This window comes from Paenibacillus paridis (assembly GCF_006345825.1).
In the GTDB taxonomy this organism is placed as follows: Bacteria; Bacillota; Bacilli; order Paenibacillales; family Paenibacillaceae; genus Pristimantibacillus; species Pristimantibacillus paridis.
In genome coordinates, this window is the sequence record NZ_VCIX01000092.1 from 1,659,345 (window position 1) to 1,672,658 (window position 13,314).

Sequence of the window (13,314 nt, forward strand, 5' to 3'; positions counted from 1 at the left end):
AGCTATAACATCCGATTAGCTAAACGCTCAATGCGCAGGACAAGCTCCTGCATATGAAATGGTTTGACTACATAATCATCGGCACCGATTTGCAATGCCTGAACAATATCAGCCGTATTGTTGCGGGCAGTCAGCATTACGATTAAAAGCTGTTGCTCCGGATATTTCATACGAAGCTGCCGAAGCACCTCTAAGCCGTCTAGATCGGGCATGGAACCGTCTAGCAAGATGATATATTTTTCACTTTCATTATACCAGGCAGATTCCAAAAAAACGTTGCCGCTGGCATACTCTGAAGCTGTCACCTTAATATGGCTGGCTGGCTTCCAATTATAGAAACGCTGGATGACAATTTCCCTGATAAGAGGATCATCATCGACAATGATAACATTAAGGGAAGTTTGGCGGCTCTTCTCGATTAATTCCTTCGAATAGACCACGGTTTGGTTTCTGCCAGATCGCTTGCCGCTATACAATGCCTGATCTGCTTCCGCAATTAACAGCTCAACATGACTGTTAGGCAGGCAGATTTCCGTTATGCCTGAGGAGAATGTGACCTGAAAAGCTTCACTATTTGTTTGAAACTTAATGGCGTTAAACACTTGCCGAAAACGCTCAATTAAGACGGCAGCTTGCACCGCATCGGTTTTTGGCAAAATCATAGCAAACTCTTCTCCGCCATAGCGGCACAAAATATCCGTTGGCCGAATATTCTCTAGAGCAGTTGCCACAAAGGCCCGCAGCACTTCGTCTCCCATCAAATGTCCGTAAGTATCATTTACATGCTTGAAGTAATCCAAATCGAGCATAACAAGCGAGAATACTTCGTTCGATCGTTTGAAGCTGTCAATGTGCAGTTGGATGGATTGATTAAAATGTTTTCGATTATAGGCGCCAGTCAGCTCATCAATAATAATGGAACGCTCCCAATCCTGTTTCATAGCAAAGCGGTTATCGATAAGAGCCGTCAGAAGCTCTACGTCGAACGGCTTTGCGAGAAAATCCATCGCACCTGAACGGTAGGCATTAATTTGATTTTCAGTGGAGAAGTTTCCGCTGACCATAATGATGGGAATATGCTCTTGTTTTGCTTTATCAACAATTTGATGTAGGACTTCCATGCCGCTTTGGTCCGGGAGTACGATATCGAGCAAAATGAGGCCGGGCTTCCATTCATAAAATAGCTTGAGCCCTCGCTCGGCATTTAGCGCAATGGTAACCGGATAGTTTTGCTTTTCTAAAACTTCCTTTACATACGTAACGAAATGGACATCGTCATCAATAACAAGCACACGTTTTTGTATGTTATCTGGATTATCCAGTGCAGCAGATTCATTAAGAGCCGTTGTTTCAGAAGCTTTATTCTCCAAATCTGCATATGGCAAAAGATGCGTTAACGGGAGCAAATGCTCTGACCATTCCTTGCGTAAGAACGCTTTAGTACTTTTCTCAGCAAAGATCTTCTCTTTCTCTTCTGAAAACTTCTCAATTTCCAGTAATCCGATTGTTCCGCTTGTTCCCTTGAGATTATGGAAAAATCGATAAATTTCTTGTTCTTCGACAAGGTCTTGACCGGACCAAGTATCAATGGTTTCCAGTATTCGTTGTTGAATGAGCTTTTTATATTTTTCGGTTTTCATTGCCATGGACTCCCTCGATTATCGCAGCATGTGCGTAATGGCTGCACTTAGTCTGCCGGGTAAATAGGGTTTTACTAGAAAGGCATTGATTCCCCATTGTGCAGCCTTCTCTTTCTCCTCAAATGCACTGGAGATGATGATCGGTTTGTTATGCAGAACTTCTGATTTTTTGATTTTGCTAATAATATCCCAACCGGTGATGTCTGGCTCCAGCATAAGGTCAATAACGACAATATCGGGATTGAGCGTTTCGATCTCATTAATGGCCTTCATACCCTCCGTAAACAAATGGACATGAAATCCGCTGGATTGCAGCTCATCTCGTAACAATATCGATAGGTTGTGATCATTTTCGATTAACATGACTTGAATAGTCGTCTCGGTCCCTACAAATACCCGTTGCTCATCCTCTTCTAAAGGATGAGGGCTCGCTGATGGCAGCGTAACGGTGAAGGTACTGCCGTGCCCAAACTCCGACTCCACTTCAATTGACCCTTCATGCCTGGTAATAATTTCTTTAACGATTGCAAGTCCCAAACCGGTGCCGCCAATCTCTCTGCGATCTGAATTATCTACTCTGTAAAACTTTTTAAATAGATTAGGTAGAGCATCCTTCGGAATGCCAAGCCCCTGATCTTCCATGCGTACTATGATTTTATCATCTTTCATGCCGCAATAGAGCTTTATTTGTCCGCCATTCGGAGAGTATTTAATTGCGTTGCTAAGCAAATTGATAAAAACCTGCTGGAGTTTGTCGCGGTCTGCCAGAAGGGTTGCCTCAGGAGCATCGTTTTGCCATACGATTTGATGATTGCCTGAAGACAATTGCTGCATCTCAATAACTTCATTAATTAATGACGTTAACGAGATGGATTTGATTTCATACGTTTGCTTTCCGGACTCCATCCGCTGCAAATCAAGAAAATCATTTATTAACGTCGTTAACCTTCGGGCTTCTTGATGAATGGTTGTGATGTACTTTCGCTGCCGTTCGGGTTTAAGCTCCCGATGCAGCAGCAGCTCCGCAAACCCAAGGACACTGGCAAGCGGAGTACGCAGCTCATGGCTAACTGTGCTGACAAACTCTGATTTCATCCGGTCCACTTCATACTCTTTCGTAATATCCCGGTGAACAAGAAGCAATCCGAATTTTTGGCCGTTCCGATATAGCGGCTCACCATAAATTTGAATGAATTTCCGTTCCGGTTCCGTAATTTCGTAATTCATGCTTCGAAGACCGTTCAAATGCCCAGTCGTCACAAGTGCCTCCATAAATTGAAGGAATGGCTCTGCTTCAACAACGGTGGATTGCACAGCGAATTTAAATTGCTCAAGCGGCAAATGAATCGAACCATCCGATTGTTGAAATAACCCGAAGATGTCAGACATCTTGCGGTTAACTTGTAGGGTGGTTCCATCGAGGTCCAGTAGTTGTATGCCTTCTTGTACCGTATTTAACATGTCACTTGTCATCAGACGCTGCTTTTCTGACTGCTCGTACAAATACAATTTATCGAACGCCAATGAAATCTGCTTCACCATGCTTACAATTTCTATCTCTTCTTGCTTTGTAATGCCGCGGTTTACTTTGGTGATGACAATGCAAGCGACCATTTCCTCGTTAGCGTTCAATATAGGCAGAATAAGGTCGGTGGCTCTAGCGGCTTGCTCATGATAGCCTTGCTCTGGTGCTGTACAATCGCGTGTAATGGAGTAAGCTTGTTTCGTCTGAAGGGCCCGAAGTAAAATTCCTTCGTCTATCGTTTCGATAAACTGGGCAGCCGCGTGTTCAGAAATGCCGATTGAAGCATAAGAATGCTCACGGTTCATCATCACGATGAATCCTTTATCCGAATCCGTAATAGCAACCATATTGCTTATTATGCTTTCCAGCAGCTCATGCTGCTCTAGCGTATTGGATAACGATTGCACTAGCAAATTCCGTTTCTCCAAATACTGTTCATTTTTTTCCATACGCTCAAGCGCCTGCTGTAGTTCTTCTTGCTGTGCTTGCAGTTCATCCTGTTGGGCGAACAGCTCTTCATTTTGAGCGACTAGCTCTTCCTCTTTATTTTGAATTTGGGCCATCATGCTCTGGAATGTTCGGGCCAGCTCGCCAAGCTCATCCTCACGGGTTATGTGTTCAACCTCAATGAACTCCCCCTCCGCAAACCGCCGGGCATATCCGGTTAACTTCTGAAGCGGTACCCCAACATCCTTCGCCACTTTTCTTGTAATAACGGAAGAAACAACTAGTATTAAAAGGATATAAGCAATAAACAGCAAAGCTTGAAAGGATAAACTCTGAATAAGCTGAGCGTTTTTGTTTTCCGCAATGGTCTGAACTTGATGCTCAAAATCGCGCGAATAACTGATCAGTTTATTCACAGGATTATCTTCTCCAGCAGAGACCAGCACCCGAAGGGCATCATAATTTTGCACTTTGGAGTATTCGATGGCTTTGGGAAGAATTTGATCGAAATAATCTATGAAAAAAGATTCGATATTTTGCATGACCTCTTGCTCTGAAGCACTGAGCTTCAATACTTTAATTTCGGCAAGCGCCTGATCCAGTGAGGTTTTTTCGATAAAAATTTGATTATATTCAAAATCCGATAAATAAACATAGTAGCCGCGAGCGCGCAAAATAATTTCGTTAGAATGGTCGGCAATTTGGGACACCAGTTCTTGTTTCTCCCTCAGCTCGGTCGTTTCTTCTTCATAATCCTTTAATATGAACACGGTGCTGAGCAGCACAAAAACAGCACCAACCAAAATCAAGGTTAGCGCTAGTATCATCATTGATGTGAACTGCCGCGTTATGCTTTTCTTATAATAGTGCTGCAGCTTACCCACGAAGCATCTCCTCTACCTTATCGATAAGCTCCAACGGACTAAACGGTTTTGACATAAATCCGTCAGCACCCGCTTGAATAACCTTATCCTGCTCAGCTTGCTGGCTCTTGGCTGAGAGCATTAAAATCTTGGATTGCTGGCGGCTCTCCAGCTGCCTTGCCTTCTCGATCACTTCTATACCCGTCATCTTAGGCATCATGTAATCGAGAATAACCAAATCAAAATCAATTTCTTTTATTTTCTCCAATGCTTCTTCTCCATCGGCGGCCTCTTCCAGTGCATAACCTTCATCTTCCAGCGTATCCATAATCAGCATACGCAAGATTGGTTCGTCTTCGGCAATTAATAGTGTTTTCATGTTGATATCCTCCACTGCGTTGTTCGTTAGCTCTTCTCGACATAGAATGCCATAAAACTACATAATAGGAGTTCGACATTCGACAAACAATCCCTTTAAGTGCGGATGAATTTGTATGCAAAAAAAAGCAGATGCCTCAAGGCATCTGCTTTTTTGTCAGGCTGGATTACCGTGCTTTAACGATAATTTTGCGGATGCTCTCCCCTGACAAATGATATTTCCGCTCCAGATCCGCTACGGTCCAGCCGCTCGTGTAGTAGAGATAAATTTCCTTGTTTCGTTCCGCCAGCAGTTTCCGCGTTCCGCTGACCTCACCCCAATGCGCCCGTTGATCAGCGGCTTTAGGAACGTAAATTAGATCTCCCTGAATGTATTTCTGCAATTCCTTCAACAAACTAGGGGGAAGCACATCTCTCCCATTTTTGTAGTTCACAATAAACGTCCTCCTCGAACAAACTCAGCTTAGTCATATCATTCATAGTCGTAACTCTTAACATCTTTACTGCCTCCCTTCGATTATTTGTAAACCATTCGCGTCTCGAAATAAAAAAAGCCATGGTTGCCAGATCTCCCATAGTAACTTCTTTTGTATAAGTACTTTATAAGTATATTGTAAGCCTTTACAGTTGACAAGAAATGTTTGACATGATTTCCAGTTATTTTTCGGCCTGTCATATGAGAATGAAAAGGAGGCCTCGCGGCCTCCTTCCTATGGGTGATCTCCGCTTAAACGGAGATCACCTCCAAGTTGTTAATCAAATCGATCAGCTCCTTTCCTATTGATTCGTCGGCCCGACTTCATCATTATATAGCCTCGGAGCAAATACAAGAAAGTGTAAAAACAGCTATAACTGAACTTTACCAACTCTAGTAATGTCAAGAAATAAAAATGAGATTTTTATTATGACTTTTTAATAAATGCCAATTTATATAGTCGTATCAAGGCTTTTTTTCCTCATAGGTAATTTGTGGGTAATTAATCTATGTTATGGTATTTCTAGCGGATTTACAAACTACATAATACTAGGAGGAATATCATGATTAACTCAAAGAAAACACGCTTTAGCAAAGTAATAGCAGGAATTGGCATTAGCCTATCCATTGCCATTTCCGCAGGCTCGTTCGCGCTGCCTCAAGAGGCGCAAGCGGCAACAAGCTCATCAACAGCATCGAAAGTAATCGCCACAGGCAAGAAGTATGTCGGCGTGCCTTATAAATTCGGAGCATCCTCCGGTATTACTAGTGCTTTTGACTGCTCTTCCTTCACTCAATACGTATACAAAAAAAATGGAATCAGTCTTCCGAGATCATCCAAGCAGCAAGCAAAGTCAGGTTATTACGTATCAAGAAGCAATCTTAAAGCGGGCGATCTCATTTTCTCCGACACGAACCGTGATGGCATCATTAACCATGTAAGCATTTATATCGGCAATGGCAAGCTGCTTCATACGTATAGAGTAGGCGTTGGCGTTACAATCTCTACTTTTGCCGGCAGCACTTGGGACAAGACTTACGTCACTGCACGCCGCGTAATTTAATGATAATCAAGAGGCTTATCTTCTGTAGACGAAGATAAGCCTCTTTTTGTTGCACCCTGCATCTGCTTCTAGTCTCCTAACAAACCTAGCATCTTCAACCCATACCGAATGCCGTCCTCCGCTACATCCTTCGTGACATAACGGGCTGTTTTCTTCACGACATCAGGTGAATTCCCCATCGCTACGCTATGATGGACATATTGAAGCATCTCCAGATCATTTAATCCATCGCCAAAAGCATAAATATCTTGATGATTCACACCTGTCCGCTCAATTAGCGCTTGGATGCCTTTTGCCTTAGAACCGCCTGGCGGAAGGATGTCGCTACCATACCTATGCCAACGGTTGTATCCGAATTCAGAAAAGTTTGTTTTGTAGTATCCTTCGTCTTCTTCTTTACAATAGAGCAAGCATTGATAGATCTCTTTTCCAATGTGATAATCAGGCTCTAACGGCGGAAGCCGCAGCTTTAATGGCTCGTCTGCAGCCTCCGCGTAGGCGGTTTGCAGCGAATTCGAACGCATGCCGTCCGGCGTCATATACACCAGTGGATGCTTATTCGTGATTGTTATTTGGGCTAGCTCAAGTAGACGCTTAGCATCAATCGGGTGGCTATAAATCACTTCCCCGTTGTATACGACATAGGAACCATTAAAGCTAACATAGGATTCGATTTGCAATGCTTCGCTTACAGGTTTTAACATGAAAGGCCCTCTGCCTGTGGCGATGACTACCTCGTGCCCTTCTTTTTTCAATTCCGCGATGGCTTCCTTCGTTGATTCAGGAATTTTTTTGTCGTGATCCACCAGCGTTCCGTCAATATCGAAAAATAATAGTTTTTTTGTCATGTTCAGTGCCCTCAATCCTTCGTATCATAAGCTTCATTATACCCTATTTCTTGTGTTCTCGGGCGTGGCCTGAATATAGACAAATAAACGGATGCCGCTCACGGCATCCGTTTATTATCGAACCTAGACGACAAGACTTAAGCAGCCATTTGGAGTGTGGAATGGATATATGCTGCTCGGCTGTTCGTTTTCACGCGTGTTTTTCTGGTGAATCGGATTGCGGCGAAAGCTTCGTCCAGCATGGCTAGTTCTATAAGCTTATTCAAATCTCCGTTTCGATAAGCGTTAGTTATTGCGTTGAACAACATTTGCTGATCGTCGCTTAGCGGCTGTATTGACGCATCCGCTTCAAGGCTGCTTCTTACCTCCTGCAATCTTTCTCTTGCTCGATAAAGAGCTGCTTTAACCGCTCCCGTAGACAAATGCAGCAGCTCCGAAGTGTCTGCAATGGAAAGCCCCAATCCCTCGCGAAGAAGAAAAACCGTTCGCTGTAGCGGCGACAGATGCTTCAATATTGCAAGCATGGATTCTTCTAATTCTATAGAATCTGTTTCTGGCTCGGCTGGAGTAGGTTTTTCTAGCATAAGGATGCGGGAGTACTGGTTACGTCGCCTCGTCTCGTCAATCCATGTGTTTTTGGCGATACGCAGCAGCAGTGCTTCCGGATTATTGTGATTGCCCTTTTCTGCTGCCCGAATTGCCTTTAGCCAAGTCTCTTGCGCCAAATCCTCGGCATCCCATTTGGATTTCGTTAAGGACAAACAATATTTTTGAACCGTACCATGCAAGTGCTCGATTTTTTCGTCCATGTTAAAAGTATGAATTCCCATTGGCTTATTTGCCATCCTTCTGCCTCCTCAAGCTCTATCCTGACTCACGCCAGGTAAAGGGAGTTATCCTTATTGAAATAAACGAATGAACTCACCAAAAAGATACGCATAAAAAGAATTTTCTTTTCCGTATCCTTTGCCATCGTTTAATCGTTTTCAAATCGAAAGCAATCAAATGTTATTGGAGGCAAACAAACATGAGCCCATTTGTACCTTATGTCGTTGAGCAAACGAGCCGCGGCGAAAGATCCTATGATATTTATTCCAGACTACTCAAAGATCGCATTATCTTTCTTGGTTCCGCCATCGATGATCAAGTATCCAACAGCATCATTGCGCAGCTGCTGCTATTAGCTGCAGAAGAACCGGATAAACCGATTTTTATGTACATCAACAGTCCTGGCGGCTCCACGTCAGCTGGTTTTGCCATACTGGATACGATGAATTACGTGAAGCCGCCCATACACACCATATGCACAGGGCTTGCCGCTTCTTTTGGCGCTATTTTGCTGCTGGCAGGTGAGAAAGGACACCGTGGCGCGCTGCCGAATAGTGAGATTATGATCCATCAGCCTCATGGCGGTGTCCAAGGCCAGGCTAGTGACATCGCAATCAGCGCCAAACGCGTACTGAATATTCGTGCAAAGATAAATCAAATCTCAGCAGAGAATACGGGACAGCCCATCGAAAAAATCGAAAGGGATATGGATCGAGATTATTATATGTCATCTCAAGAGGCATTGGAATACGGAATTATCGACAAGATCATTACGTCTATGTAGAGATTAGGCTTTTGTGCATCCAGATCGCCGCTTGGCTGCCATCACCCATCGCAATGGTCACCATCTCCGAATGGGCGGTTACGTCTCCCGCCGCCCATACATAGGGGGCGCTTGTTTGCTTGGTACGCGGATTAACAATGATATGATTGTTATCCGCTACTTTTGCCTGAAGTTGTATCGCGAGATCAGATTGCACATGATTCCCTCCCATTGCAACAAAGCAGTGTTTACGGAGTATCGTTAAGCCATCCTCCATATGGATACCGAGAAATTGTGATTGATCAGTCAAAACCGAGCGGATCGGTTCGCTAACATAGCTAATCTTCTTGCTAGTTAGCTGACTGTGGACATCTTCACTAAGTGGTGACTGTTCGTGATTGATGTAAATAAGCTCGGACGTCCAGTGCGTTAAGGTTAAAGCCATTCTCGCACCAGCGTCACCAGAACCAATCACCAGTGTCGGTTGATTTGTGATTTCATAACCATCGCAATCCGGACAAATGAAGACGCTGATGCCCATGCATGGATAAAGTTCCGGGAAATCAGGAAGCCGGTCCTTGACCCCTGTTGCAATTAACAGCCTTTTCCCGTAATAGCTTTGCTTATCGGTTGAGACAATATGAAAACCATCTGCCGTAGGCTGTGCTTGACTGGCTGTTGCCTTAATAAAACGAACGCCAAGCTGCTCTGCTTGCAGTTGGCCTGCGGCAAGGAGCTCCGAGCCGCTAATGCCGTTTGGGAATCCGATTAGATTATGATAGCTCCTGCAAATGGTGGATCGTCCTTCTGCGGCATCGATAACTGCCACGCTATGGCGATAACGTCCCAATTGGATTGCCGCTTGAAGGCCTGCAAATCCCCCGCCAACAATCAGGCAGTCGTAACGCATTGTCTTCCCTCCGTAAGCTAATTTCATATTGCCTGCCATGGTTGAATCTTTAGTATTGATGAAATGAATGTCGGGTATGCAGCAAGATATAACAAAACAAGCCAGCGGTCTCGACGGAGACAGCTGGCTTGTTAACTTGCAATTTACTGTAAACTTAATCTTCTTCGCTTCATAAGCTTCATAAGCTCCGGAAGCGCAATTCCAATGAGTACGACCGCAACGCCTGCCCATTGCAGTGCGCTCACATGCTCGTTAAGAACGAGTGATGACAGCATTACCGCTACCGGAAGCTCCGATGCACCAAGAACGCCGGCCATGCCTTCTCCAATATGCGGTACGCCAACCGCGAACAGTACGGGTGGAATAAAAGCGCCGAACATGCCCAGCAAGAAGCCGTATAGCATCAGATCGCCCCAAATGAGACCATTGAACAAAAAGGCCGGCGGGAACAAAATAAAGACGAGCACTAGGCCGCCCGTTATCATCCATGCGCTGCGATAAACAGGATGTACGGATGGTACGGCTTTTCCGCTGAATAAAATAAATAACGAATAGCTTACCGCTGAAAGAAGCCCAAGCACAACACCCATGATGTTGAATTGGCCTGTGCCCTGCTCCATGATGCCGGCAGCAAGCATCGTCCCGCCGAACAAAATTGCGATCGTAAACAACATAATTCCATTCGGACGTTTACGATGGCTGATTGCTTGAATTAAAACGCCAATCCATGTGAATTGAAATAACAAAATGATAGCTAATGATGCAGGAATATAACGCAAGGATTGATAATAGAGCAACCCAGTAATCGCTGTCGGCGCGCCGGCTGCCATCAATAGCAGCCGATGCTTCCAAGTTAGGCGGCTTGCGTTGCTTGAGCTCGCCGCTTTCTCAGCCTTGCTGCCTCCTTTGCCCTGTTTCTCGCGCCATTTCATAAACAGCGCCAGCCCCCATGCGAGGATAAAGCCGGTTAGCAGTTGGCTGCCCACGACCTCTCCAAGCTGATAACCGTTGCCGTATGCCAGCACTACGATTGTGGATAATATGCCATAGCTGGCCGCTCCTAAAAATACGGATAAAATATACTTCATCTGTAGTAATGCTCCTTCCTGTCTTTTGCAAAATCAATAAAAACAAAAAAATCCTAACGACGAATATAGGATCATTGTGCAATGATCGCATATTCGTAGTTAGGAAGTTAAGGCTTCCCGTAGAAACCCTCACCCTGTAAAATAAATTCCGTGAGGTTATACGAATTATTCAGTTATGCGGACTCGTGTTCAATAGTACAGATGTTACATGAGAAGTGAGGTACTGTCAATAGACAATATGTTGGAAAAGAATAATTAGGCTGCTACTTTCAGCATAGAGTGAGCAAAATCGAAATGATATTCATTTCTTATATGGTATGATATTTAGACATGATATTGGTTACAGGATGGAGTGAACGATAATGATCAAACCTGCTATGAATGGAACGGTCCGTTCCGTATGCCCTTTTGATTGTCCGGATACTTGCGGCCTCAGCGTGACGTTCGAAGAAGGGAAAATAACGAAAATTACGGGTGATTCCGAGCATCCTGTCACACGTGGAGCGATTTGCAATAAAGTGCGGCAGCTTAATGACCGCGTTTACCACCCTGAACGCCTGCTGTATCCGATGCGGCGCACCGGGCCAAAGGGTGAGCTTGCTTTCGAACGCATTACATGGGACGAAGCATACAAGGAAATTTCTGCACGCATGAGAAGGATCATAAGTGAGAATGGCGCAGAAGCTATCTTGCCTTACAGCTTCTATGGCAATATGGGCGTCCTCAACTCAGAAAGTATGGATCGGCGCTTCTTCCACCGGCTTGGCGCAAGCCAGCTCGATCGCGCCATCTGCAATGCCGCAGGCTCCAAAGGTTATTCTTACACGATGGGAGGCTCAATCGGCATCGATCCTGAGGATACCGTGCATACGAAGCTGTTTCTCATCTGGGGCTGCAATTTGGTATCCACGAATATGCATCAGACGATGTTAGCTACCGAAGCTAGAAAAAACGGCGCCACCGTCATCCATATCGATGTTCACCGTAATCGCACTTCCGCCTGGGCAGACCGCTTCGTCCACCTTCGTCCGGGCACGGACGCAGCGCTCGCCTTAGGCATGATGCATGTCATAATCCGTGATGGGCTTACCGATATGGCGTTTCTTGAACAAAACACGCTAGGCTATGAAGATCTCTTCGAACAAGCAGCAGAATATACGCCGACGCGCGTGGAAGAGATAACAGGCGTTCCGGCAGCTGAAGTCGAGGAGCTTGGCCGCTTGTATGGCAGCACTTCCCCCTCTTTTATTCGGATTGGCAATGGCCTCCAGCATCATGACAACGGCGGCATGATCGTTAGGACAATATCCTGCTTGCCTGCACTAACTGGACAATGGGGAGTTCAGGGCGGCGGTGCCATGAAAGGCAACAGCTGGTATTCCCGTCTTAATGGCATGAAGCTCGAACGACCGGATTTATTGCCAGATCCTGAGGTTCGCACGGTAAGCATGAATCAGCTTGGTGAAGCGCTGCTGGAGCTCTCTCCGCCGATCCGGATGCTATTTGTTTACAATAGCAATCCAGCAGTCGTAGCGCCCGATCAGAACCGGGTTCGGGAGGGTCTGCTGCGCGAGGATCTGTTTACGGTTACGCATGATCTGTTTCTGACGGATACTTGCAAATATTCAGATCTCGTTTTGCCGGCCACCTCGCATTTTGAAAATTTGGACTTGTATACCTCGTACTGGCATTTGTATTTGCAGCTTCATGAGCCCATAATGGAGCCGATGGGCGAATGCAAATCGAATTTTACGCTATTTAAAGAACTGGCTCTTCTCATGGGCTTCGAAGAAGCTGAATTTAATCTAACCGAGGAACAAATGATAGCCGAGGCACTCGATAGCGAGAACAATCCGCTTCTGGAGGGCATCACCTATGAGACGCTGAAAACAAATACATGGATGAAGGCTGGCGGTGGCAAGCTCCCTCCAGTGACCGAAATGATACCGACAGCGTCGGGAAAAATCGAGCTTTATTCCGATGCGATGGCGCAAGCCGGGCTGCCGCCCGTGCCTGACTACACGCCGCTGCGCGAGCCTGATACGTATCCGTTTCTGCTCACAACTGGGCCTAACCATAGCTTTATCAATTCGACATTTGGCAATCAAGAACGTCTCCAAAAGCTGGAGAAGGAGCCTCTCCTCCACATGCATAGTCAGAATGCGGATGAGCTTGGCATCAAGGATGGCGAACGGGTAAAAATACGTAATGACCGAGGCGAAGTGGAAATGGCGGTTCGAATCGGCCATGATGTGCTTCCTGGCGTTCTCGTAACCCAAGGACTTTGGTGGGATGACCAGAAAAAAGGGCATCAGGCCGTCAATACGCTTACGCCTCAGCGGTTAGCTGATATGGGCGGCGGTGCCACCTTCTTCTCCAATCGCGTGGAAGTCTTGAAGCTGGAGTAACATGATCGCTTAAAAATCCCAAAAAACAGTACACCCATAACGCGGTGTACTGTTTTTTGTAATGATGCCCCTTCGGC

Annotated in this window: 11 protein-coding genes and 1 riboswitch; of the genes, 3 read left to right on the top strand and 8 right to left on the bottom strand. The window is 45.4% G+C overall.

Annotation, left to right across the window (positions count from 1 at the left end; genetic code table 11):
• Positions 1-2: 2 nt before the first annotated feature.
• The 4 genes from FJQ58_RS29270 to FJQ58_RS29285 all read right to left on the bottom strand — a co-directional run bounded on the left by FJQ58_RS29270 (position 3) and on the right by FJQ58_RS29285 (position 5,287).
• Complete coding sequence (locus tag FJQ58_RS29270; protein WP_162341831.1) at positions 3-1,640, bottom strand: GGDEF domain-containing response regulator; 1,638 nt, start codon at positions 1,638-1,640, stop codon at positions 3-5.
• A gap of 18 nt (positions 1,641-1,658) precedes the next feature.
• Positions 1,659-4,496, bottom strand: a complete 2,838-nt coding sequence (locus FJQ58_RS29275; RefSeq protein WP_139998927.1) for an ATP-binding protein — start codon at positions 4,494-4,496, stop codon at positions 1,659-1,661.
• On the bottom strand, positions 4,489-4,854 hold the full coding sequence (locus FJQ58_RS29280; RefSeq protein ID WP_139998928.1) for a response regulator transcription factor: 366 nt from the start codon (positions 4,852-4,854) through the stop codon (positions 4,489-4,491). The genes FJQ58_RS29275 and FJQ58_RS29280 overlap by 8 nt, the downstream gene beginning before the upstream one ends.
• 166 nt (positions 4,855-5,020) lie before the next feature.
• A complete protein-coding gene (locus FJQ58_RS29285) occupies positions 5,021-5,287 on the bottom strand; it encodes a CD3324 family protein (RefSeq protein ID WP_175598030.1) in 267 nt (88 codons plus the stop codon).
• 604 nt (positions 5,288-5,891) lie between these two features.
• Between FJQ58_RS29285 and FJQ58_RS29290 the strand changes: the two genes are divergently transcribed.
• On the top strand, positions 5,892-6,392 hold the full coding sequence (locus FJQ58_RS29290; RefSeq protein WP_139998932.1) for a C40 family peptidase: 501 nt from the start codon (positions 5,892-5,894) through the stop codon (positions 6,390-6,392).
• A gap of 68 nt (positions 6,393-6,460) precedes the next feature.
• On the opposite strand, the gene FJQ58_RS29295 is transcribed toward FJQ58_RS29290, so the two are convergent.
• Both FJQ58_RS29295 and FJQ58_RS29300 read right to left on the bottom strand, forming a co-directional pair.
• Positions 6,461-7,240, bottom strand: coding sequence for a Cof-type HAD-IIB family hydrolase (locus FJQ58_RS29295; RefSeq protein ID WP_139998934.1), 780 nt, complete (start codon positions 7,238-7,240; stop codon positions 6,461-6,463).
• 137 nt (positions 7,241-7,377) lie between these two features.
• Positions 7,378-8,085 carry an RNA polymerase sigma factor gene (locus FJQ58_RS29300; RefSeq protein ID WP_139998936.1) on the bottom strand — a complete coding sequence of 236 codons (708 nt, stop codon included), beginning with the start codon at positions 8,083-8,085 and terminating at the stop codon, positions 7,378-7,380.
• Between the two features lie 182 nt (positions 8,086-8,267).
• Between FJQ58_RS29300 and FJQ58_RS29305 the strand changes: the two genes are divergently transcribed.
• Positions 8,268-8,852 (top strand): ATP-dependent Clp protease proteolytic subunit, encoded by a 585-nt coding sequence (locus FJQ58_RS29305; protein ID WP_139998938.1) that lies wholly within the window; start codon positions 8,268-8,270, stop codon positions 8,850-8,852.
• Here the strand turns inward: FJQ58_RS29305 and FJQ58_RS29310 are convergent.
• Both FJQ58_RS29310 and FJQ58_RS29315 read right to left on the bottom strand, forming a co-directional pair.
• A complete protein-coding gene (locus tag FJQ58_RS29310) occupies positions 8,845-9,741 on the bottom strand; it encodes an NAD(P)/FAD-dependent oxidoreductase (protein ID WP_139998940.1) in 897 nt (298 codons plus the stop codon). The genes FJQ58_RS29305 and FJQ58_RS29310 overlap by 8 nt on opposite strands.
• A gap of 143 nt (positions 9,742-9,884) precedes the next feature.
• The gene (locus FJQ58_RS29315) at positions 9,885-10,829 is read right to left on the bottom strand and encodes an EamA family transporter (protein ID WP_139998942.1); all 945 of its coding nucleotides are present in this window, start codon (positions 10,827-10,829) and stop codon (positions 9,885-9,887) included.
• Positions 10,830-10,905: 76 nt separating this feature from the next.
• Positions 10,906-11,013, bottom strand: a riboswitch (purine riboswitch).
• A gap of 178 nt (positions 11,014-11,191) precedes the next feature.
• Between FJQ58_RS29315 and FJQ58_RS29320 the strand changes: the two genes are divergently transcribed.
• Positions 11,192-13,237, top strand: a complete 2,046-nt coding sequence (locus tag FJQ58_RS29320; protein WP_139998944.1) for a molybdopterin oxidoreductase family protein — start codon at positions 11,192-11,194, stop codon at positions 13,235-13,237.
• The last annotated feature ends 77 nt before the right edge of the window (positions 13,238-13,314 follow it).

Coding starts and splice junctions, on each gene's coding strand:
- FJQ58_RS29295 (WP_139998934.1), bottom strand. CDS start 7,240: ATGACAAAAAAACTATTATTTTTCGATATTGACGGAACGCTGGTGGAT.
- FJQ58_RS29315 (WP_139998942.1), bottom strand. CDS start 10,829: ATGAAGTATATTTTATCCGTATTTTTAGGAGCGGCCAGCTATGGCATA.
- FJQ58_RS29305 (WP_139998938.1), top strand. CDS start 8,268: ATGAGCCCATTTGTACCTTATGTCGTTGAGCAAACGAGCCGCGGCGAA.
- FJQ58_RS29300 (WP_139998936.1), bottom strand. CDS start 8,085: ATGGCAAATAAGCCAATGGGAATTCATACTTTTAACATGGACGAAAAA.
- FJQ58_RS29280 (WP_139998928.1), bottom strand. CDS start 4,854: ATGAAAACACTATTAATTGCCGAAGACGAACCAATCTTGCGTATGCTG.
- FJQ58_RS29290 (WP_139998932.1), top strand. CDS start 5,892: ATGATTAACTCAAAGAAAACACGCTTTAGCAAAGTAATAGCAGGAATT.
- FJQ58_RS29270 (WP_162341831.1), bottom strand. CDS start 1,640: ATGAAAACCGAAAAATATAAAAAGCTCATTCAACAACGAATACTGGAA.
- FJQ58_RS29320 (WP_139998944.1), top strand. CDS start 11,192: ATGATCAAACCTGCTATGAATGGAACGGTCCGTTCCGTATGCCCTTTT.
- FJQ58_RS29310 (WP_139998940.1), bottom strand. CDS start 9,741: ATGCGTTACGACTGCCTGATTGTTGGCGGGGGATTTGCAGGCCTTCAA.